Origin of the sequence: Thiocystis minor (genome assembly GCF_016653465.1) — a bacterium.
Lineage (GTDB): Bacteria > Pseudomonadota > Gammaproteobacteria > Chromatiales > Chromatiaceae > Chromatium > Chromatium minus.
Genome location: NZ_NHSQ01000182.1, coordinates 1 through 21,476 on the forward strand (window position 1 = coordinate 1; position 21,476 = coordinate 21,476).

The window sequence follows — 21,476 nt, forward strand, 5'->3', positions numbered from 1 at the left end:
AGGCGCGTTCGGCGCTCATCGTCCGGGTCTTTCCGTCATTCTGACGCCCTCGTCACGACTGACGCACGAATAAAAGCGACCTCGCAGAGCAAGGTTTTCAATTCCGCGTCATTCATCTTTGGAATGCTGAGTCTATAAAAAATCCAGCGGTCTGTCCGACCGAAACGGTTAATGATTCCATTAACCGTTTCGACTGGACAGGGGGCGTTCTATTGACCACGATGGCGAATGAAAAGCGCGTGCGTGAGACGCCGCAAAGATGATCGCGGACAAGCGGTGGACAGGCCATCGGACAAGTGGGGACAAGACATCGGACACCGAGGACAAGACATCGGACACCGAGGACAGGACATCGGACACTGAGGACAGGACATCGGACACTGAGGACAGGACATCGGACACCGAGGACAGGACATCGGACACCGAGGACAGGACATCGGACAGGTGTAAGGGACAGACGAGGACAGAGTATCGGACAGATGTTCGGAAGCGAAAACGGTCATCGTGATGGACAACGATCTATTCGTCGGCCAACGCAATGAATTCATTGAAGGAAACCTCATGAGCACGAGTCACACGCATCTTCAATCGCCGGATTCGTTTCTACTGGTCTTGAAAAAAACGAAAGCGAAACGTCGCTCCGAATCAACGACATTCATCGAGACCCATCAAGAATTGATCGTGGAAGGCATCGAAAATGGGTATTCGAGTATTACCATTTTTGAAGCCTTTGAAGCCTCGGGAAGACCGCCGCCGATGAGCCATCGACAATTCAGGCGCTATGTCAGTCGAATGAAACGCGAACGGCTGTTGACGGTCGCGCCGATGACTGGATCGCCCGTCTCGGGCGTCACGTCATCGGCATCCGCTGGCGATCGCCCCGTGCAACCCGTGTTGATTGCCACAGAAAGAAACATCGAGAAAAAAGCGATTGAACTGAATGCGTCAAGCGCGAAGGGAGCGCCCGTTTTCAAGCAAAAAACCTTCGATTGGGATCCCCTCGCAACGTTCGACGATCACGCCTCGCGAAGCCAAACAGGGCCATCGAAATGAAACGTCGCGAAGAACGGCTTTAGACTTTTTCCGAAACAACTCGCCGGCGTTTCCGATCAACGTTTTCAGAGGATGTACGATGTCGAAACTCTTTATTACCCTCCAGGCGAAAGGCGGCGTGGGGAAAAGCTATGTCTCGTCGATCCTGGCGCAATATCTCCAGGACGCCAAGCTCTCCGTGCATTGTATCGATACGGATACCACCAATCCGACCTTGCGTCGCTATCAACCGCTCAACTGTCAGTATCTGAATCTCGCGACCGATCACGTCATCAATCCGCGCGCCTTCGACGAACTGGTCGAGATCGTCTCCGGCGCACCACATGACCGGCACTTCGTGGTCGATGTCGGCAGCAACGGATTCCAGCCGTTCATGGCCTATGCGGTCGAAAACGACTTGTTCTCCGTGCTGGAGAGTTTGGGCGTGGACGTGATCGTCAATTCCGTGGTCGCGGGCGGCCCCGACACGGACGAGACCCTCAGTAGCACCTTGGCGGTCCTGGAATACACGCACGTCACGACGCTGATGTGGCTCAACGCGCATCTGGGCACACTGGAATTCAAGCATCGCCCGATCCAGCACCTCGACCTGTTCGACCCGTTCAAGTCCCGCATCCTGGGCTGGGTGACGCTGCCGAAATATGCGGCCACGACCTTCGGACAGGACATCGAGCACATGCTAAAGGAACGCTGGACCTTCAACGAGACCCTCGAACGTCTGACGCTGATGCCGCAAATGCGCATTCGGAAAGCCAAGCGCGATCTGTGGTCACAGTTGGACCAGGTGTTTTTCCCGTTGCCGCAGGCACCGTCCGTCTCGACGCCCGCGCCAACGCCCAGCGCGATCAACGCTGCAGCGATCGCCGATTAAGCGCCGATCGCCGATCGGCCACGCGCTCCTCGGCTTGGGATTCGGTCTCGATCGGGCGCGGTCAGGCGACGCCGCGCCAACGCCACACGCGCTCCTTGACGACCTGCCGTCCTGGCTGACCGAGCGCGCCGATGCGCATCCCGAACGCGACACTCGGTGCGGCAACCGGCGTGGCGTTTTGTATTGGCGCGTTTCTGGGTGCGGATGAAGGCCACGATTTCGGTGACCTGCCGCTCACCGAAACTGAGTGGGTGTTTGCAAGCCGCGGATTCCTGTCAGTCGAGCCGCCTTGCCCAGTGACGGGTCTGCCCCCTTACCGGTCACTGGATACGAGAGGTCTGAGGGGAAGGACTTGGCCAGCAAAAATCCCCGAGCATCGCTCTGTTCGCGATGGCTAAGGGATGTAAAGCGGCCGCCCGACAGATCAAAATATCTGACCCTGGCCCGTTATTCCACCTTATCCCAACGAGTTCCGCTCCGTCATCCTCACCCCCAACAAGGACTTCACCAACTGGGGCGAATTCCTACGCGAGGACACCCTCACCGTCCCCATCGTCGACCGCCTCATCTACCACTCCTACGTGTACATACTCGGAGGGGAAAGCGATCGCCTAAAGAACAAACTCGCCAGCTGACCGCATAACCCCTAAGACTTCGGTGGGTCAATTATCCCTGCCCGTCATGGGTAGGTCGGGGCAACGCCCAGGAAGGGCGGGCATCGAAAGCCCCAAGTGATTGTCCAGGCAGACTTTCTCGCCGTCTCTCTGACCGTCACACTGACGGTCGCTTCCTTGGTTCCCTTGAGACATCCAGCCAGGACGGGGCCCGCAGTGGAAAGCGGGATCGCCGCCATGCCGACGCTGTGCATCCATCAAGGACTCGCGGGGCCGCCCGCCATGACCGCAGTCAGCCGGAACATCGCGTCGTGCGCACAGCCGTCGACCGGCCCAGAATGCCCGCCGAAGGCCGCCAGCAGCGGGGTGATGTCGGGCAGACTGCTGTCAGCCCGTGCGCCATGCTCGAGCCGGAAGATCGTCTTTCCTTCCTTGATCGTCTCGGTGACCTTGATCTCAGCGATGGTGGTGGCTTCGACCGCCGTCGGATCCTTCGACAGGATGGCGAAGTCGGCCAGCTTGCCAACTTCCAGGCTGCCTTTCGTGTTCTCCTCAAAGTAGTGGTAGGCGGGCCAGATCGTCATCGCCTTCAGGGCGGTGATCACGTCCACCCGCTGTTCGGGGCCGACGATGCGGCCGGAACCGCGCGCGCGTCGCGTGACGGTGGCGTCGAGCACGCGCATCGAATCAGGGAAGGCCACCGGCGCGTCGTGGTGGCTGGAAAAGATCATGCCGCGCTGGCGCGCCCAGCCGGTGGGCGAGATGTTCATGCCCGCCTGCGGGCCGACGGTGTGGTCCAGATGCCAGTCGCCCCAGTAGAACGTGTGCATCGGGAACAGCGAAGGGATGACGCCCAACGCCTGGTAGCTGTCGAGCTGATCCTCGCGCAGGAACTGGCCGTGGATCAGCACCGGGCGCAATGCCTGGCCGTCGGGAATGCGCGCCTGCGCCGCGCGGTGGGCGGCAATCAGCAGGTCGGAGGCGCGCTCGCCGTTGGCGTGGGTGATGATCTGCAGGCCGTTTTCGGTGGCCCACTGCACGGCGCTCATGACCTGTTCGGCCGAGGCCGCGGCGTAGCCGGAATAGCCCGGCGGATAGTTGCCCACCGGCTTGTAATACGGCTGGTCACGCCAGGCGGTGAAGCCCTGCGGGCTGCCGTCGATGGTGAGCTTGGCGCCGGCGACGCGGAAGCGGTTGGTGTAGGTGGCGCTCTGATTGGCCTTGATGTAGGCGCGGTCGACCAGGACGTCGGGGTACGTGGCCACATCGATGGCGAAGCCGCCTTCGGCGGCCACCTGCTTCATCAGGTCGGCGACCGGGGGGATGGACCGGCCTTCCTGGGCCGTGGTGTAGCCAAACCGCGCCCACAGCTTGGCGCCTTCGCGTGCGAAGACCTTCAATCCCTCCGGCCCGATGCGGCCCAGGACCGCCGGCATGCCAGCAAAGAACGCGGTCTCCTCCAGAGTGCCGTTGGGCTCGTTGGTGCCGGGCTTGCGCTGGATGACGCCGCCCGCCGGATCCTTGCTGTTGGCGTCGTAGCCCATGGCCTTCAGCATGGCGGAGTTGGCCGTCGCCAGGTGCGAGGATTGGTGGATGACGAGGATCGGGATGTCCTGCGATACCGCGTCGAGTTCTTCCTTGGTGGGGTGGCGCAGTTCCGCGAGCTGCGCGTTGTCGTAGCCGAAGCCGATGATGATTTTGGTCTTCTCGACGGCGGCGGCGTTGGCCTGGACCCAGTCGCGCAGCGTCTGCTGCAGCGAGGCGATGTCGCGCACCTTGCCGTCGGGCGGGGCCAGCAGGTTGGCTGACAGCGCCTGCAGCCCGCCGATGACGACGTGGCCGTGGGCGTCGACAAAGCCGGGAACGAGCGTTCTGCCCTCAAGGTCCACGAGCAGCGTTGCGGGTCCTCGCAGCTTCATGACGTCGTCGCGACTGCCCACGGCAAGGATCTTGCCGTTGGCCACGGCCACCGCCTCGGCACGCATGGCCTGGTCGTTCATCGTCAGGATGGGGCCGCCGGACCAGATGCTGTCGGCGGCTGGCTGGGCCGACACCGGCGCCGCGACGATCATGCAGAGTGCCAATGCGGCCACGCTGTTCGGCGCACACCATTGAAGTCGTTCGATCATCGTCTTTCCCCTGGGGTTGTTGTCATGATCGGTCGGCGGCGAGGCTTAAGGCTCACTGCGCAGTGAGCATCGCCACTCTGTTGGCGTTTCGGCAGGCAGGTTCGATCCGCCCGTTCGACGAAGCGATCCGATCCTGCGAAGCGATCCGATCCTGGATGCGCCGGAGCCGGACGTTCCGAATGACTGGCCGCTCCGGATCCGGCCGGGCAGACTCAGCACTGGCGAACCGCCCGCGCATCGCGGCGAGTTTGCTTGACCACGCGTCTAAACTGGTGCGTTCAGCGCATGGATACCGCCATTCAGGGGTGCCCGCTGGCGGGCATCCCCTGCAAGCGTCCGTTAGGCAGAATCACCTGTTCTGCCTCAGTAAGGTCGCTCAATCCTTCGGAGCCAGGAACTGGAACAGTGGGGCGGGCTTGAAGTTCTTGGTCTGGTCACCGGAGACATCCGGATTGCCATCGAGTTGCAGCTTGCGGGGTTCGGAGCCTTCCGAGAAATCGAGCTGGCCCAGCTTGGCCCAGAGGACGCTCGGGCTGTTGGTGTCCTGGTAATAGTAAACCTTGTTCTTCTGATCGCTGACGGTGAGCCACAGCGTATCGGCGATGTTGGGCTGTCCCGGTATCTTGATGCCGATGGGAACGCTGGCGTTGCGCATGATGCTGAAGACCGTTGCCACTGCACGGCGGGGGTCCGCCGTCTGCGTGGCCTCGTTGATGTAGTACGACAGGCGTGCGAAGCGATCGGTCGCGCGATTGGTCCCCGGCAGCATTGTTGAGCCGCCGATCGCCTTCCAGTAAGCCGCCAGAGGAAGCTGCTCACTGAACACCGGTGAATTGGTCATGACCTGATACTGCTTGCCATGGTGGATGGTGAGCTTGCCGTCGAGGTACTCGAAGATCGCCGAGTCGCCGGCAGCGTCAGAGATCGAGAGGTGAACGGTACCGGGCTCGCCGGTGGGAGCGAGGATCGACACCATGCGGAACTCCTCCTTGCGCAGACCCTCGACCGCCTCGGCCGTCGTGGCGTAGGAGTCGAGCACGTACTGCACCCACGCGGCGATCGACAGCGTGGGGCGCTGGTCGCCGGCCGTCGCGGCGGGGAACTTGGATTCGGCCAGATACAGCAGGTTGGCGACCAGGCCCTTCTCGTTCATGCCGTCGGCGGCGGCGCCCTCGTAGATCGTCGTCACGACGCTACCGTACTTGCTCTTCCAGTTGAAAGGCGTCCCGGTGTTGCTGGAGCGCTCCAGGCCGCGCGGGTACAGCCACAAGTTCGTGTCCATATCGGACACGAACCAGTCCATGGTGCGGCCCGTGACGGTTTGACCCTCCTCGCCGAAATAGACGGCGCGGGAGCAGGCGTCCGAAATGGCCGGGGTGAGCAAGGACGCGGAGAGAAGCGAGGCAATCGCAATGTGGGATTTCATCTGGTCTCCTTGGTTTACGGGCGGTCGGGGCGGCCGAACGCTGCGTCGCTTTCACCGACGCTATGCGCTTCGTGACGCCAGGATCGGTTATCCGTCGGCGTCAACAGACACGAGTTAGGGATCGGTATCGGAAGTTCAACCGCACGGGTGGCTAAAGCGGGGGCGAAAGCACATCGCCGGGAGGGCCGTGGCAATCTCCGCGAGGGCGCCGACGGGGCGTGCCGGGGGCGAGGTAGCTATCTCAGAGAGGGCCGAGGGATCGTGAGGGGTGGCTTGCTGGGGGGCGCGTCTCGAGGGTGGCGACGACGGCAAGGGAGCTACCACTGCATTCCCTGGTCGAAGACGGACTCGGATGACGGTTGCGCCAGGGCCTACCAGTCCGGTACGAGATCGATCGGCGGGTTGTCCCAGGCAGGCGGTCCGCAGGCGGGGCGATCCGGGGCGGCTCGGCGGACTCGCCGATGTGGTTGAGGGATTGGCGGGTTCGCGTCGTTCCTTCTGCCCGTCAAGCAAGTCAAACCGGATACTTACGTCTGCTGACCTCGCTAAAGCAGACGCTCGCGTGGCGAGTGCGGGTGACCGCTTCGTCGTGACTTGCCACTTACCGAGCGTAAAGGGCTTTCCGCTCTCCGGATTGTGCGGACTCTGACTGGGACGGAGTCAGTGACCGCTTATGGCTCAGTCCAGGCTGTCGCTATACCCGACCCCAGTGATCCCTATGGGGGCAGACCCGTCACTGGGCAAGGTGGCTTGACTGACAGCAAACCGCGTCTGGCCGTCACTCAGATCAGCCGTTCGGGTGACCGCTTCTGACTGATCGCTGCCCAGGCCCCCGCCGGGTGTCACGGCGCGGTACCATCTCGTCATCTGCTATCTGGCGCGCGGCGATGTGGCGCTCTCGATCAGTCTGACCGCCGCCTCCACCCTGCTGGCCGTCGTGCTCACCCCCTGGCTGACCTGGATCGATGCCGGCGCCTGGGTGACGGTCCCGGTGCTGGAGATGCTGCGCTCCATCGCGCTGGTGGTGCTGTTGCCGGTCATCGCCGGGGTCGCGGTCAATCGCTTCGCTGGGCGCTGGCTCGGGCGCGTCCAATCCTGGGCCGCGTGTCTCGGTGCTGGCGATCCTGGTCATCATCGCCATCGTCGTTGCGCTCAATGCCGGGCGTCTGGCCACGGTCGGTCTGGGGCTGGTGGTGGCGGTGATGCTGCACAATGGGCTTGGACTGACGCTGGGCGATTGGGGCGCGCGGGCGTTCGGACAGGATCGGGTGGCGCCCGGACCCTGGCGATCAAGGTCGGGATGCAGAACTCGGGGCTGGCCGCCACCCTGGCGCTCAAGTCCTTTCCCGTGGCCGCGCTGCCCGGAGCCTTGTTCTCGGTATGGCACAACCTGTCCGGGGCCATGCTGGCTGCCTGGTGGTCACGGCGGGCGGTGATGTCGGCCATGCCACGCGCGCACGCGGATTGAAACTGGATCAACGCTGGACAAGGCGAGCGCTTACCAATGTTCCGTACCCGCCTCGCCCTTGAACGGCCCCACGATCTCCGAGGTGATCCAGCCACCGTAAAACCCGCCGGCTTGCGGGCGGACCGCCTCTCCGGCGACGACACAGCGCAGCCGGGCGGGATAGGCGGCATACCAGCCGGCGATCACGGCGGCGTCGCCCCCGGCCTTGGGATAGCTCCAGAGGGCGTCGTAGACGAGACCATCCGGACCCTGGACGTGCCAATAGCGGGCCTCGCCCTTCCATTCGCACAGGGTGCGGCGCGGCGAGGGTTGCAACAGCGAGACATCGAAGGCGTCGGGCGGCAGATAGACGGTCGGGGGACTGCCGGTTTCCAGCACCCGGATGCTGACATCCGACCGTGCCAGACACTGGGGGCCGGCATGGATCTCGATGCGGCGCGGATCGCGGACATACCGCGGCGGACGCGGATAATCCCAGACCGATTCCTGTCCCTCGCCGGGGCTTTGGGCAAAGGCGGGACGCCGCTGGCCGCGAAAGATCCAGGCGGCGCGGGCGCGTTCGAGCGCCTCCTGATCGATGGGCATGACAGATCTCCTGACGAACCGCAAAGCGGGGTTGGGTCGGCTTTGGGCTATCATCGGCGATCTCCGAACTCGCTCACCCTGGAACTCCCATGGAATTTTTCTCGATATGCGACATTTCATCCTTTTGATCGTTGGCCTGCTGCTGGTGTCGCGTCCGGCTGTCGCTGAGGATCCAGACATCGCGCGACGCTTTGTCGAACGGGGCCTGACCGGCACGATGGTGCTGTCGTCGTTGCAGACGGATCAGACGTTCATCCACAACCTGGAGCGTGCGCAACAGCGTCTGCCGTGCGCATCGACCTTCAAAATCCTCAATACGCTGATCGCCCTCGACCGTCAGGTGATCTCCGGTGAGGACGACGTGTTGCAGTGGGATGGCCGGCTCCATCCTTTTCCGAGCTGGAATCAGGATCAGACCCTGACCAGTGCGTTCAGGGTGTCGTGCGTGTGGTGCGACCAGGAACTCGCGCGGCGCGTGGGAGCGGAGACCGATCGCACCGCGATTCGTCAGGCGGCTTACGGTGCGCTACGGGAACCGTTCAACCTGACCGAATTTTGGTTGGATGGATCGCTCCGGGTGAGTGCGATTGAGCAGGTCGAGTTTCTGAAAAACGTGCGGCGCCAGTCATTGCCATTCAAGCCGTCGGCTTTTGACGCATTGCGGCGAATCATGCTCGTCGAGCAGACGCCCGCCTTCACGGTACGCGCCAAGACCGGCTAGGCGATGCGCGAGATGCCGGCGATTGGCTGGTCTGTCGGCTCTGTCGAAACACCGGCGGAGACCTGGGTGTTTGCGACCAATCTGGATCTGCGCGACGAACAGGCGTTGTCATGGCGTCAGCGGTTGACACGCGAGGCACTGCAAGCCAAAGGGATTCTTCAATGATCGAAACGTCGATGTCACACGGGTGCCGTGCGCTCCTTGTGCTGGTACTCACCGTGGCCGCTTTGCCCACCCATGCCCAACTGGCCCAGCAAGCTTTCCAGGTCGTCATCACCCGAGCCGGGCACGACTGTCAGGGCATCGAGCGCACACGCGCCCTCGGAACCAGCACGAACAAGGTTGCCCTGGTGGCCGTGGCCTGCACCAAGGGCGGGCGTCATGTGGTCGCCATTCACCGCGACAACCGCCTTTCCTACATGAGTTCATGCGAAGCGTTCGAGACCGGCACAGAACTGGCCTGCTTCGAGGATCGATCGTCGAGGTGATCGATCTGTCTTCGAGGATAAACGTTGATGACGTGAATGACGTGACACAGACCTACCCGCTTCACCCGCAACTGCTCGCTGACTGCCATCGACTGGGATGCCTGTCCGCGACGCATCTGCTGTTCCATCGCAATGCGACCGTGCTTTGGTTCATCCTGGTCCCGGAAGCCGACCTGGCCAATTTTCTGGACCTGCCGGCCGCGCAACGCGAGGCGGTACTCGCGGATTGCAAACGGATTTCGGATTCTCTTGGAGAAACCCTGAGCGATCCCAAGGTGAACGTGGCCTGGATCGGCAATCTGGTGCTGGCGTTGCACATCCATGTCATCGGGCGCCGTCCGGGTGATTCCTGCTGGCCCAAGCCGGTGTGGGGTCACCTGGAGACGGTTCGCGCGTACAGCGCGCATGAGATCGGGACGATCCGGGATGCCCTTGAGACTGCGGGCTTGTCCTTCTAAACCGACACGCGTTCACCAATACGCCGACTCCGGTTCACCCTTAAAAGATCCTCTTCTCAGTCACGAGACGTCACTCACCAGGAGCTGCCCATGAGAATCCTCCACACCATGTTGCGCACCGGCAACCTGCCACGCGCCATCGACTTTTACACCCAGGTGCTCGGGATGCGCCTGCTGCGCCAAAAAGACTACCCGGACGGCAAGTTCACGCTCGCCTTTCTGGGCTATGGGGAGGAATCTGAACACAGCGTCATCGAGTTGACCTACAACTGGGATGTGGACCGCTACGAGCTGGGCAACGCCTATGGCCACATCGCCATTGAGGTCGAGGATGTGTACGCGGCCGTGGAGCGGATCAAAACGCTTGGCGGCAAGATCCTGCGTGAGGCGGGGCCAATGAATGCGGGAACGACCCTCATCGCCTTCGTCGAGGATCCCGACGGCTACCCCATCGAACTCATCGGCGCCCGGCAGGTAGCGGGCGGGTGCTAGGCGGGGTGGCGTGCCATGATTCCGCCGCCCGATCCCCAGGCGCTGACCCGCTTCATTGAGGCCCAGCATGCCCTCTACGCCCAGGCGCTGGCCGAACTGCGCGCCGGGCGCAAGCGCTCGCACTGGATGTGGTTCATCTTCCCGCAGCTCGCCGGGCTCGGATCGAGCGCCATGGCGCGCGTTTATGCCATCCGTGACCTGGACGAAGCGCGGGCGTATCTGGCGCATCCGGTCCTCGGGGCGCGGTTGCGCGCCTGTGCCGAGGCGCTGTTGGCCATCACGGGTCGCACGGCGCATGACATCCTGGGCTCGCCGGACGATCTGAAACTCTGCTCCAGCGCGACGCTCTTTGCCCACTGCTCGCCGCCGGGTTCGGTGTTCCATCGGCTGCTGGAGCGGTACTTTGGCGGCCAACCCGATGCGTTGACGCTGGAGCGCCTGTCGGACGCCGAATCCGGGCGATCATGAGCGATCCGAGGATGAAGACGTCTTCAGGGGAGGATCCCCAAGGGCAGCGCCAAGTACCACCAACTCACCGCCTGACAGGAACGGATAAAACCATGCACATCGCTTTATTTGGCGCGACCGGCGGCACCGGTCAGCAGGTGCTCGCGCAAGCCCTCGATCAGGGCCATACCCTCACGGCACTGGTGCGCGATCCCTCCCGGCTCCCAGCTCGCACCGGACTGACGACGCTGGTTGGGGATGTCCTGGACCCCGATGCCGTGACCTCCTGTGTCGCGGGCGCGGACGCCGTTGTCTGCGTGCTCGGGAGCCATGGGAGCAAAACGCCCATCGAGGCGCGCGGGACACAACGGATTCTGACGGCCATGCAGGAAACCGGCGTGCGCCGGATCGTAGTGGTAACGTCACTCGGCGTGGGCGACAGTCGCGAGCAGATTGCCTGGCCGTTCCGGGTCATGATGGACCTGACCCTGAAACCGATCCTGGCCGCGAAGGCGGAGCAGGAACAACTGGTCAAGGCCAGCGGGCTGGATTGGATCATCGTGCGACCGGGCGGACTCACCGACGGTCCCAAGACCGGAGGCTATCGTTTCGGTCTGGACCGCTCGCTCAAGGGCGGGCGGATCAGCCGCGCCGACGTGGCGGAGTTCGTGCTCAGACAGGTGACCGACGAGACCTTTCTCCGCCAGACCCCAGCGGTCACTTGAGTCCACGGGATCGCGTGCGCCATGCTCCACGTCGACCACTTTTCTTCCTTCCTGGAGGTCGTGGCGCGGATGCGCCCGTTGTCTGCCTCCTCGTCCCCAAAGAGACGGTTTTTCGCGACGCCTTCGATGACGAAATCAGAACTGATCGAAAACCTAAAAAGCAAGCTGGATTGTCTGAGTGCGGACGATGTCGAGGCGGCGATCAACGCCACGCTCGACCTCATGCGCGACAAGCTCGCCCAGGGTGAACGCATCGAGATCCGCGGATTCGGCAGTTTTACCCTGCACGACCATCCGCCGTGCCTGGCCCGCAATCCGAAGACCGGCGAACCGGTCGAGGTGGGTGCGCGGCGCATTCCCCGTTTCAAACCGGGCAAGGCGCTGCGGGATCGCGTCGATTCGGCGTGGCAGGACGAACGCCAATTCCTGAACGGAACCGCCGACGAACAATGCCACACTTGAACGCTTGGGTCGACGGCAGCTTCAATACCATCGGCGCCATCCTTGGCGCTTGTCGCAGGGCGGCCTTTTCATCCCGCATTCCTACGCGGAAACGGCGCCGGACAGCCTCTCCTGGAGGGACGATGCGACATGAAGACGAATTGGCTTCGCTTGCCCGGCTGGCTCGCCATCTGATGCTGGGGCGAACCACGCTGGACGCTGAATTTCCAGGGTATCACGACGGTCGCGACGACTGGTTGCGTGAACAAGGCGCGAAAAATTGAGGTCATCATCGGGTTTTTCAGCAGAGGCAATCGTCTCGAAAGACGAGATTAATCACAATATGAGTAAGTCATGATCGAGATCGAATACATCGTGAAAGACAGCAACGGAAACGAACGCTTGCGCACCGCCGACAAGAAAGTCGCCGATGCCTATGACCGGGTGCTGGAGAACGCGGAGCGCCTGGCGCAGATGCTGCGCGCGGACCAGGTGTTGCCAAATCTGCCTGAGCCGGATCTGGAGAACCTGGCCATCTATCTGGCCCGCAACGCCCGCGAGGTCGAGCAGATTTTGAAGGGGAAGCCGGTGGCGCGCGCGCCAGGCGCAGGGCTGGAGTCGGAACCGGAGTCGGCGCCCGAGAGCCAGCCCGAAAAAGTGGCGCCGCTCAAGTCCGTGAGGAGATAACGGATGCACCAGCCGGAGGCTGCGACCCACTCGCTCCTGATCGGTTATCTGCTGTGGATTTTCGGGTTCATGGGGGCGCATCGCTTCTACTACGGCAAACCCCTTTCCGGCACGCTCTGGTTTCTGACGCTCGGTCTGCTCGGCATCGGCTGGTTAATCGACCTGTTCCTGATTCCAGGGATGAACCGGCGGGCGGTACGACGCTTCACTCCAGGCGTCAAGGACTATGACCTGACCTGGATTCTGCTGACCTTTCTCGGGCTATTCGGCATCCACCGTTTCTATCTGGGCAAATGGATCACCGGCCTGATTTGGCTGCTGACCGGAGGGCTCTTCCTGATCGGCTATCTTTACGACTACTGGACGCTCAACGCGCAGATCGAGACGGTCAATGACGAACAGCGCCGGTTACGACCCTGATCAGAAGGCCGCGTTGTTCCAGCCGAACAGATGCCGTTCGGTTCTCGCGAGCAGCGTATTCAGTCATCGCTCGTCCGCGCGCCCTGGCCGCTGGTCGGCGGTGGTCCAGGTCTCCAGTTCGGTGAACGCCGGTGTCGTTGCCAGCAGCGCGGCCAGGCCCGCTTCGTCAAGATCGGTGAAACGTCGCCCGCCGTGCTCGCGCTCGCCCTGTCCGGACTTGAACGAGGCGTAGAGTGTGCCGTGCGGTTTGAGGGCCATCGCCAGACGCTCCAGCACCTCGGGCAGTTCGCCAAGCGGCACATGGAGCAGGCTGGCACAGGCCCAAATGCCGTCGAACTCCCCTTGCCAGTCGATCTCCTGAAAGCGCCGCACCTGGACCGACAGCCCGCAATGTTCGGCGGCGAGGGCCGCCAAAGTCGGGGAGGCGTCAAAGGCGGTCACTGCATATCCTCCCGCGAGAAAGGCGCGGGCATCGCGCCCGGAGCCGCAACCGGCATCCAGAATGTGAGACTCGGCGGGAAGCAGGGCGAGGAAGCGTGCATGGAGCGGTGCCATATCGACCTGTATGGTCTCGTCAAAGAAGGTGCGGGCGTTGGCGTTGTAGTAATCGATGGACATGAAGGCGTGAACGTGGATTAGTCGCGGTGCAATCGGGCAGTTTACAATCGGAGCAGAACCGATACAGGCCAACATCCACCAGGGAATCCAATGGATCACGCGCGCGCCCAGAACATTGTTGCCAATCTCCGCAAGACCATGGCTACCCGTGATTTCGATCAGATCTCGGAGACCTTCGACGCCTTGCTGCAACTGGACGCGGACGCCATCAACGCACGCGCCGAGCAGGTCATCGAGCAAACCGATATCGCCGGCATGGCGCGCGGTCTGGAAGGCAGAGGATCTGCACTATCGTCTGAGGATGGACACCTTCTACGGCAGTATGCTCGACTACCTGTGCGAGAAGTGCCCGGCTGGATTCGTCCAGTGCTGGCGAACGCGGCGGAGGCGTTCGGGGCGGTGAAGGGCAAGCCGACTGTCGTGCCGTCGTGACATGGCTGCAAGACACGAAGACCAGTCCTGCGGCGAGGATCACATCACCGTGAGTCGCCCATCTCGTCTCGGACGATTTCAGGGGACCATGCCCCAGATATTTTGAGTGATTGAGGGCTGACCCGCAGTCCCCTGGGGGAGTTCTTGGCGGTTTCTTGGGCCGAGTTGGGGTTCGTGCTCGTGATTGCGGACGACCTTGCGAGTGGTCGGGCCGGGTACGAGCTTGAGTCAGGGCGCGAAAATCAGCATCAGATACGCCAGGAACAAGGTCAGATGCACGACCCCTTGCAGCAGATTGGTGCGCGCGGCGCTGAAGGTGACCATGGCCACCAGGAGGGTTACCACGAGCATCAGGATATCCGCGCCTTGGAGCCCGAGTTCGACGGTCTTGCCGGTCGCCAGGCTGATCGCCAGCACGGCCGGCACCGTGAGTCCGATCGTCGCCATCACTGAGCCGAGAAAGATATTGACCGCGCGCTGGAGCCGATTCGCCAGGGCGGCCTGAACCGCCCCGACCGCTTCGGGTGTCAGGACCAGTGCGGCGACGATGAATCCACCGAGTGCCGCCGGTAGGCTGAGCACCTCGATCCCGTAATCGATCGGCATCGCGAGCTTCTTCGCCAGCAGCACCACAGGGACCAGGTAGGCGAGCAGCAGCAGGGCATGGAAAGGCACCGAGCGGGGCTTGAGCGCGCCGTGGTTCGAGTGATCCGCTTCGCTCGCCTCCGCCTCGGCGTGGTCATCGATGAAATAGCCCCGGTGGCGCAAGGTCTGAATCGCGAGAAAGGTGCCGTAGAGCGCGATGCAGATGACGATGAGGAAGGCGGACTGGAAGCCGGTCAGACTCGGCGTCGCTGTCGACACCGTCAGATCCGGTAGCAGCAGGGTCAGCAGGGCCAGCGGGATGATGACAGACAGATAGGCATTGGCACCCTGTAGGTTGTAGTGCTGCTCATGATGGCGCAGCGCACCAAGCAACAGGGTCAGCCCGACCATGCCATTGAGGACGATCATGACCACGGCGAACATGGTATCGCGCGCCAGGGTCGGATTGCTGCTGCCGCTCAGCATGAGGGCGGCGATCATCAGCACTTCGATTGAGATCACCGACAGGGTCAGGATCAGGGTGCCGTAGGGCTCTCCGAGCTTGATCGCCAGGCAGTCCGCGTGATGCACGACTTTGAGCGCGGCCCAGAGGATGACGGCGAACAGCCAGCCGAACATTAGGGCGAGCCAGAGGGGATGACTCAGATCGGAGAGCCAGTCCTTCCCGAAAACCAGGAAGGCCAGCGTGGTTACGATGACGACGGCGAGCGGGGCCTCCGCTCGCAGCGTCTTGGTGATGTCGTTGGTCATGGTGCTCCTGACGCGATCTATAGATCCGGGTTACCTTGGATTCGGGCGGAATCCCGATCGGCGCACGGGTGATCCGGGCAATGGTGTTGCCGACGACCAGCAGATTCGACGCCTGCGAAAGGCGCTCGGAGGTGCCATCAAAGATTCGGACATTCTCGAAGAGGACGCTGGCCGGCTGCGGATCCTGTGCCCCGGCGACTTGAGCGCTGCCACCCATGAAGAGGATCACCGCACTCGGGTGCGGCTTGATGTCGCGTTGCACCGTGCTCTTTCCCGATCTAGGGTTGATCTAAGGTTTAAATCTGCGCTCGCGGGCTGAGCGGCAAGCCCGGTGAGTGCAACAGATCAAATGGAGCCCGTCAACGTGACATCAGTGGCGCAACCCATCATCGCGCCCGGTGATTTTCCCGCAGCGGCCAATGATCAGGATTTCGGACATCGGAACCCGCCCCCGAGCGGCCGGGCTTGGTCGACTCCGGGGCGAAGAAAGGCGTGAGCGCAACGGCCGCTCCTTGGTGCGAAAGTGCCGCTCGTCCCGAGCAATCCAGTGGCAGGTTTGGGAGGAGCCGTGTCGGAGGGCGGTGTCAGCTCCCCGCGTCAAGCGGCAGATCTCCATCAACGCGAGACGATTCCCAACAGATTACGGACCCGTTTCCAGGGCGTCAGCGTCACGGGCGCTTGGTCCTCGCCCCGCTCAAAGAAGAAACCGCTCGACGAACCGCCGTCGAGGTTGATGGCGCGGTCGACCCGCCAGGGCGTCAAACTCTCCGGCGACGCGAGAGACTCCGCCAGATCGGCGAGGGTCACCCGGTTCAGGGTCGCGCCCAGCACCCAGTGCCCGCGCCAATCGGTGGCGATAAAGGTGCGGCGGTCGGCTGCGGACGTGGACAGACCCCGCACCGTCCGGCCGTCCTCGACCAGGTAGGGTCCGGTCTGTAACAGGGCGGTGATGCCCGGATGGTCCTGGAAGCGTGACCGTCGGACGAGATGAAGACCCCGGTCATCGCTGTAGACCACCCCGCTGAGGAGTTTCGCGGTCTCGAACCGGTTGATCCGTCGACCCTGGGCGATGACCAGCCCTAACGGCTGCCCGTTCGCGTGGAAGTAACCGCCGTTGACGCCGGCCAAGCAAGCCGCGGACCGGAACGCTTCCGCCAGTGTCGGGGTCGCGGCGTCGGTCCCGGCCCCGAGATCGACCACCGTCAGGCGGTACGCCCGCGAGGTAAAAAAGGCGAGGTGCGCGGTGACCTCCTGGCCGTCGGCGGGACGCACCGCCACGCGCTTGGCATACAGCAGCGCCGGGCCGATCGCGGACCGCTCCGCTTCTCTCATGAGCTGCCAGTCGGCGGCAACGGCGTTCGCAACCACCGTCAGCAAGACCAGGAGCAGGCCCCATGGCGTCCCTGGGATGCGCGTCGGGCGCCGGTGCCGGAGACGCTGACTCATGGCAAACCCGGCTCCGCGACCTCTACCATCACCTCGTTGCGGCGCAGGAAGGGGAGCGAGAAGGGCGAATGGTAGCGGGCATAGAGGTGGTCGCCGAGCGGCGTCAGTCCTGCGGCCCGGACGGCGGCGAGTCGCCGCGCCTCATGCTCGCGATCGCGGGGCTCGGCCCAGCTCCCCGAGTCGCGCAGTACCGCCAAGAGACGGGCCGGCTCCTCGCGGAGCATCACCCTGGAGTCATTCGGGCGCGGGAGTGTCGCCAGGGTGAAGCGCGCGGGCATCAGGAAGCTGATCACATCGGTGCCGCGCGTCGGATCCGTCAGCTGCTGGGTGACGGGGGCGGTCATCTCGATGCGGGTACCGGAGCCGGGTTCCGTGCCGTCGGCTAGGCGCTGACTGACCAACGCGGTCATGGCGATGGATTCGCGGGCCTGATTGTTGGCGAAGATATCGTCGGCCAGGATGCGGAAGGCCGTGCCGCCGACGGCGTCGAACTCGCCGCTGACCTGGGTCTCGGCGAGCAGAGAGGGCCGATAGCGCCGCAGTTCAACGTCCGGTCCCTGACGAATCGTCTCATAGGCCGGCTCCTCGCTCGCCATCGTCTCGCCTCCGGGTAGGGTTAGGATATGCCTGTCTGCCGCATTGCGACCAATGTGGCAGACGCATGCCACATGATCGAAGATAATCCGCTTTTCATGAGTGCCCCATCGGTCACTCAATGCTGAAATGCGTTTTTTCGGATAAGGAATGACTTATGGCTAAGTTCCTCAATACCAGCGCCACCAACTATTATCTGGAAGAGTTGATCAAGGCCGCGCGGGAACGATTGATCATCATTAGCCCTTTCCTCAAGTTCAACGACCGCATCCGCGAGTTGATGGAAGATAAGGACCGCATGAAGATCGATGTGCGGATCGTCTACGGTAAAAGTGAACTGGCACCCCAGGAGATCAACTGGCTACGCTCCTTGGCGTTCATCCGCACCAGTTTCTGCCAACACCTACACGCCAAGTGCTATCTGAACGAACGCTCCGCCATCATCACCTCCATGAATCTCTACGACTTCAGCCAGGTGAACAACAACGAGATGGGTGTTTTCGTGGACCGTAATCAGGAGCCGGATCTTTACCGGGAGACCTACGAAGAGGCCCAACGCTTAATCCGTGTCAGCGATGAAGTTCGGCTTGCTGCTGAGAAGGTAGAGCCAAAAGACGACGGTCACGAAATCGCGGCTGAGTCTGTGGAGGAGAACGGTTTCGACAAATTGACAACCTCGAAGCTCGCCAAAGCACTTGGCTTTAAAACGGGAGAACTCAATGAAAAATTGCTTGGTGGCGGCCTGATCGAGCGAGATGGCGAACACTTCAAATTAACCAGCAAAGGTAAAGCAGAGGGCGGCGAGTTTCGATTTTCCAAAAAATTTGGTCCGTATTTCCTTTGGCCTGTCGATATTCGGCTTTGAAAGGGCGTTGGCCGGAGGCGTATCTGCCGCGCATCTATGACCCCGCCGGAGTCGACCGCATCATCGATGTCTCACAGCCTCTGGCCGAGCAGACCACCCGCGAGCTGGCGGCGAAGGAGGGGATCTTTGCCGGCATCTCCTCTGGCGGCGCGATTGCCGCGGCGCTGCGTCTCTCGACCGAGATCAGCGGCGCGACGATCGTTGTCATTGTCTGCGACCGGGGAGATCGCTATCTTTCGACCGGGGTGTTTTAATCCGTCGCCAGAGAAGTGCCATTTCAAACGATAGGGATGCGCAATGACAGAACAGGACGGTCGACCCGAGTCAATCGCCCCCCAGACCATGCCTCGCGGGCACCCGGAACCGGAAGCGGAGCAGGCGCTGCGTCAGCGGGCCGAGCGGATCACGCGCGCAACCGCGGCCAAGTCGCCGGAAGCGATCGCGGCACTATCACCGGAAGACATCCAGCGGACCTTCCACGAACTGCTGGTGCATCAGATCGAGCTGGAGATGCAAAACGAGGAGCTGCGCCGAGCACAGGCGGAAATCGACGCCGCGCGGACCCGTTACTTCGATCTCTACGAGCGGGCACCGGTCGGCTATTGCACCCTCTCCGCGCCGGGGCTGATTCGGGAGGCCAATCTCACCGCCGCCAACTTGCTGGGCCTGGCCCAAGGCGCGCTGATCGGACAGCCGATCTCCCGATTCATCGTCAGGGAGGATCAGGATCTCTTCTACCTGTTCCGCCGATCGCTCTTGGCGTCGCCGGCGGGATCCGCAGGGCTAGCCAGCAAGTCACAGGGTTGCACACTGCGGATGGTGAAACCCGACGGCGCGATCATCGGTGCGCGGCTTGAAGCCATCGTCATCACCGAGGCCGACGGATCGCCCGTCTGCCGCGTCACCATCAGCGATATCACCCTGAGCGAGCAGGTCGAGGCGTTGCGGGAGCGTGTGGACCAGTCTCAGGCCATCATCGAAGACACCCTGGACTGGCAGTCATGGTTCGGACCCGATGGCCGATACCTCTGGGTCAACCCAGCGGTGGAACCGATGACCGGGTATACGCCAGAGGAGATTCTGGCGATGCCTGATTGGATCTCGGCGCTGATCGCGGAGGAAGATTGGCCGGTCTTCGACGAGACCTTCGGGGAGGCCATGCGCGGCAGTCGTGGCGAGAACTTCGAGTTTCGCTATGTGCGCAAGGATGGCGTGAAACGCTGGCTCAGTGTCGATTGGAAGCCCGTTATCGACGCCCAGGGGACGCCGCTCGGGACACGGGCCAGCGGGCGGGACATCACCGATCTCAAGCTGGCGCAAGAGGCGCTGCAACGCAGTCAGTCCTTGCTCGCGCATACGGAGGCGATTGCGCACATCGGCAGCTGGGAATGGGTTGTCGCGACGGACACCGTGACCTGGTCGGACGAGTTGTTCCGCCTCTTTCAGCGCGATCCCGCCGAGGGGGCGCCATCCTTTGCGGACCATGCGCAACTCTATGTCCCCGAAGACATGCAGCAACTCAGTGATGCGGTGCAGACCGCCCTCGCTCACGGCACGCCCTACGAGCAGGAACTGCGCGCCATTCGCAAGGACGGCGCGCAGCGGGTCTTGATGGCCGTTGGCCAGGTGGAAACCGACACGGAACAGCGGGTCACGCGCCTCTTTGGATTCGTTCAGGACGTGACCGAACGCCGCGCGGCCGAACGTGCCCAGCGGGACAGCAAGCTGCAATTCCGCTCGATGTTCATGAACGCGCCACTCAGTATTCGGATCCACGACTTGGACACCGGCGAGTTGTTGGATGCCAACCCAGCCGCCTGCGCGCAATACGGATACGGCTCGCTCGAAGCGCTCAAGGCCAACTTCGACGATCTGTGGCTCGAACCGCCCTATTCCATCGACGACGCGGTGAAGTGGGGCGCCCGGGTGCTACAGGAAGGCCCGCAGCAATTCGAATGGCGCTACCGCCGCGCCGATGGCACATTGCGGTGGGAATCGGTGCAGTTGAGCACGTTCGTCAGGCACGGCGACGTCTGCATTCTTGCCATGACGGTCGACATCACGCACGACAAGCAGATTAGGGCGGAATTACACGCCAGCGAGGCGCGCTTTGAACACCTCGCCCATTATGATCCGCTGACCATGCTGCCCAACCGCCTGTTGCTGGCCGATCGTCTGCGCCAGGCCATGGCGCAGACCCAGCGACGGAGACAACGCCTGGCACTGGCGTATCTCGATCTGGATGGGTTCAAGGCGATCAATGACCGCCACGGACACGACACCGGCGACCAGTTGTTGGTCGCCCTCTCGCACCGGATGAAGCAGACCCTGCGCGAAGGCGACACCCTGGCCCGGCTGGGTGGCGACGAGTTCGTTGCCCTGCTGGTTGACCTCGAAGACAGCGATGCCAGCGTACCGCTGCTCAACCGTCTGCTCGCCGCCGCGGCCGCGCCGGTGCCTCTCGGCGATCACGTCGCGCAGCTCTCGGCCAGCGTCGGGGTCACCTTTTATCCGCAGCCGGACGCAGTGGACGCGGATCAACTGCTGCGCCAGGCCGACCAGGCCATGTATCAGGCCAAGCTGACCGGCAAGAATCGTTACCATGTCTTCGATGTCGAAAAGGGCCATCGCACCCGCGGCAAGCATGAAAGTCTGGAGCGCATCCGCCGCGCCCTAATCGCGCGCGAATTCGTGCTCTATTATCAGCCCAAGGTCAACCTGCGCAGTGGGGAGGTCATCGGTGCCGAGGCATTGATCCGTTGGCAGCATCCGGAGCGCGGACTCCTGCTCCCGCAAGCGTTCCTGCCGGCGATCGAGGATGAGCCGTTGGCGGTCACGCTCGGCGAGTGGGTCATCGAGAGTGCGCTGACGCAGATGGATCGCTGGCGGGCGAGCGGGCTCGACCTTCCGGTCAGCGTACATGTCGGCGCGCGCCAGTTACAGCAGGTGGATTTTGTCGCGCGTCTGGGCGCCCTCCTGGCGGCGCATCCAGGGGTCACGCCGTCGAGCCTCGCGCTGGAGATCCTGGAAACCAGCGCGATGCAAGACCTGGCGCACTTCTCCAAAATCGTCGCGGATTGCCGCGAACTCGGGGTGAGTTGCACCCTGGACGATTTTGGCGTCGGCTATTCCTCGCTGAC

The 21,476-nt window shown here is 62.8% G+C and carries 23 protein-coding genes and 2 pseudogenes; 18 read left to right on the forward strand and 7 right to left on the reverse strand.

From position 1 onward, the window contains the following. The first annotated feature begins 504 nt into the window (after positions 1–504). The 3 genes from CCR95_RS23180 to CCR95_RS25670 all read left to right on the forward strand — a co-directional run bounded on the left by CCR95_RS23180 (position 505) and on the right by CCR95_RS25670 (position 2,559). Positions 505–1,053, forward strand: coding sequence for a hypothetical protein (locus CCR95_RS23180; RefSeq protein ID WP_207188728.1), 549 nt, complete (start codon positions 505–507; stop codon positions 1,051–1,053). Between the two features lie 79 nt (positions 1,054–1,132). Beyond that, complete coding sequence (locus CCR95_RS23185) at positions 1,133–1,924, forward strand: P-loop NTPase (RefSeq protein WP_201098889.1); 792 nt, start codon at positions 1,133–1,135, stop codon at positions 1,922–1,924. Between the two features lie 449 nt (positions 1,925–2,373). After that, entirely contained in the window at positions 2,374–2,559 is a 186-nt protein-coding gene (locus CCR95_RS25670; protein WP_201098916.1) for an ATP-binding protein, read from the forward strand. Between the two features lie 236 nt (positions 2,560–2,795). On the opposite strand, the gene CCR95_RS23195 is transcribed toward CCR95_RS25670, so the two are convergent. Together CCR95_RS23195 and CCR95_RS23200 are read right to left on the reverse strand one after the other, a co-directional pair. Beyond that, positions 2,796–4,667, reverse strand: a complete 1,872-nt coding sequence (locus CCR95_RS23195; RefSeq protein WP_201098890.1) for an amidohydrolase — start codon at positions 4,665–4,667, stop codon at positions 2,796–2,798. Between the two features lie 376 nt (positions 4,668–5,043). After that, positions 5,044–6,093, reverse strand: coding sequence for a linear amide C-N hydrolase (locus tag CCR95_RS23200; RefSeq protein ID WP_201098891.1), 1,050 nt, complete (start codon positions 6,091–6,093; stop codon positions 5,044–5,046). An 865-nt stretch (positions 6,094–6,958) separates the two neighbouring features. Here CCR95_RS23200 and CCR95_RS23205 point away from each other — a divergent pair. Next, positions 6,959–7,561, forward strand: coding sequence for a bile acid:sodium symporter family protein (locus CCR95_RS23205; RefSeq protein ID WP_338115490.1), 603 nt, complete (start codon positions 6,959–6,961; stop codon positions 7,559–7,561). A gap of 30 nt (positions 7,562–7,591) precedes the next feature. On the opposite strand, the gene CCR95_RS23210 is transcribed toward CCR95_RS23205, so the two are convergent. Next, positions 7,592–8,146 (reverse strand): DUF427 domain-containing protein, encoded by a 555-nt coding sequence (locus tag CCR95_RS23210; protein ID WP_201098892.1) that lies wholly within the window; start codon positions 8,144–8,146, stop codon positions 7,592–7,594. A 106-nt stretch (positions 8,147–8,252) separates the two neighbouring features. Here CCR95_RS23210 and CCR95_RS23215 point away from each other — a divergent pair. The 10 genes and pseudogenes from CCR95_RS23215 (at position 8,253) to CCR95_RS23260 (ending at position 13,025) form a co-directional block, all read left to right on the forward strand. After that, positions 8,253–9,032 (forward strand): annotated as a pseudogene (locus tag CCR95_RS23215) (penicillin-binding transpeptidase domain-containing protein). 11 nt (positions 9,033–9,043) lie between these two features. Beyond that, on the forward strand, positions 9,044–9,355 hold the full coding sequence (locus CCR95_RS23220; protein ID WP_242523451.1) for a hypothetical protein: 312 nt from the start codon (positions 9,044–9,046) through the stop codon (positions 9,353–9,355). 32 nt (positions 9,356–9,387) lie between these two features. Beyond that, entirely contained in the window at positions 9,388–9,813 is a 426-nt protein-coding gene (locus tag CCR95_RS23225; RefSeq protein WP_338115489.1) for an HIT family protein, read from the forward strand. A 90-nt stretch (positions 9,814–9,903) separates the two neighbouring features. After that, positions 9,904–10,305, forward strand: coding sequence for a lactoylglutathione lyase (gene gloA, locus CCR95_RS23230; RefSeq protein WP_201098894.1), 402 nt, complete (start codon positions 9,904–9,906; stop codon positions 10,303–10,305). A 15-nt stretch (positions 10,306–10,320) separates the two neighbouring features. Continuing rightward, the gene (locus tag CCR95_RS23235; RefSeq protein ID WP_201098896.1) at positions 10,321–10,773 is read left to right on the forward strand and encodes a DUF1810 domain-containing protein; all 453 of its coding nucleotides are present in this window, start codon (positions 10,321–10,323) and stop codon (positions 10,771–10,773) included. Between the two features lie 92 nt (positions 10,774–10,865). Then, positions 10,866–11,477: an NAD(P)-dependent oxidoreductase gene (locus CCR95_RS23240; RefSeq protein WP_201098898.1), complete on the forward strand. Its 612-nt coding sequence runs from the start codon at positions 10,866–10,868 to the stop codon at positions 11,475–11,477. A gap of 126 nt (positions 11,478–11,603) precedes the next feature. Then, positions 11,604–11,939 carry an integration host factor subunit beta gene (locus CCR95_RS23245; protein WP_201098899.1) on the forward strand — a complete coding sequence of 112 codons (336 nt, stop codon included), beginning with the start codon at positions 11,604–11,606 and terminating at the stop codon, positions 11,937–11,939. Positions 11,940–12,061: 122 nt separating this feature from the next. Then, the gene (locus CCR95_RS23250) at positions 12,062–12,202 is read left to right on the forward strand and encodes a hypothetical protein (RefSeq protein ID WP_201098900.1); all 141 of its coding nucleotides are present in this window, start codon (positions 12,062–12,064) and stop codon (positions 12,200–12,202) included. A gap of 70 nt (positions 12,203–12,272) precedes the next feature. Next, entirely contained in the window at positions 12,273–12,605 is a 333-nt protein-coding gene (locus tag CCR95_RS23255; RefSeq protein WP_201098901.1) for a YebG family protein, read from the forward strand. A 3-nt stretch (positions 12,606–12,608) separates the two neighbouring features. Beyond that, the gene (locus CCR95_RS23260; RefSeq protein ID WP_201098902.1) at positions 12,609–13,025 is read left to right on the forward strand and encodes an NINE protein; all 417 of its coding nucleotides are present in this window, start codon (positions 12,609–12,611) and stop codon (positions 13,023–13,025) included. A 63-nt stretch (positions 13,026–13,088) separates the two neighbouring features. Here the strand turns inward: CCR95_RS23260 and CCR95_RS23265 are convergent, their stop codons facing one another. Next, a complete protein-coding gene (locus CCR95_RS23265) occupies positions 13,089–13,643 on the reverse strand; it encodes a class I SAM-dependent methyltransferase (protein ID WP_201098903.1) in 555 nt (184 codons plus the stop codon). A 90-nt stretch (positions 13,644–13,733) separates the two neighbouring features. On the opposite strand from CCR95_RS23265, the gene CCR95_RS23270 reads away from it, so the two are divergent. Beyond that, entirely contained in the window at positions 13,734–14,075 is a 342-nt protein-coding gene (locus tag CCR95_RS23270) for a hypothetical protein (RefSeq protein ID WP_201098904.1), read from the forward strand. 228 nt (positions 14,076–14,303) lie between these two features. Here the strand turns inward: CCR95_RS23270 and CCR95_RS23275 are convergent, their stop codons facing one another. From CCR95_RS23275 to CCR95_RS23285, 3 genes are all read right to left on the reverse strand, one after another. Next, positions 14,304–15,431 carry a calcium:cation antiporter gene (locus CCR95_RS23275; RefSeq protein ID WP_201098906.1) on the reverse strand — a complete coding sequence of 376 codons (1,128 nt, stop codon included), beginning with the start codon at positions 15,429–15,431 and terminating at the stop codon, positions 14,304–14,306. A gap of 615 nt (positions 15,432–16,046) precedes the next feature. Beyond that, positions 16,047–16,877 carry a phosphodiester glycosidase family protein gene (locus CCR95_RS23280; protein ID WP_201098908.1) on the reverse strand — a complete coding sequence of 277 codons (831 nt, stop codon included), beginning with the start codon at positions 16,875–16,877 and terminating at the stop codon, positions 16,047–16,049. Then, positions 16,874–17,473 (reverse strand): SOUL family heme-binding protein, encoded by a 600-nt coding sequence (locus tag CCR95_RS23285; protein ID WP_201098910.1) that lies wholly within the window; start codon positions 17,471–17,473, stop codon positions 16,874–16,876. The genes CCR95_RS23280 and CCR95_RS23285 overlap by 4 nt, the downstream gene beginning before the upstream one ends. A gap of 155 nt (positions 17,474–17,628) precedes the next feature. Between CCR95_RS23285 and CCR95_RS23290 the strand changes: the two genes are divergently transcribed. The 3 genes and pseudogenes from CCR95_RS23290 to CCR95_RS23300 form a co-directional block, all read left to right on the forward strand. Continuing rightward, the gene (locus CCR95_RS23290; RefSeq protein WP_201098912.1) at positions 17,629–18,336 is read left to right on the forward strand and encodes a phospholipase D family protein; all 708 of its coding nucleotides are present in this window, start codon (positions 17,629–17,631) and stop codon (positions 18,334–18,336) included. Between the two features lie 5 nt (positions 18,337–18,341). Continuing rightward, positions 18,342–18,590 (forward strand): annotated as a pseudogene (locus CCR95_RS23295) (pyridoxal-phosphate dependent enzyme); the annotation flags it as partial. A 43-nt stretch (positions 18,591–18,633) separates the two neighbouring features. Continuing rightward, the coding region (locus CCR95_RS23300) for a bifunctional diguanylate cyclase/phosphodiesterase (RefSeq protein WP_201098914.1) at positions 18,634–21,476 on the forward strand (2,843 nt) is incomplete at its 3' end.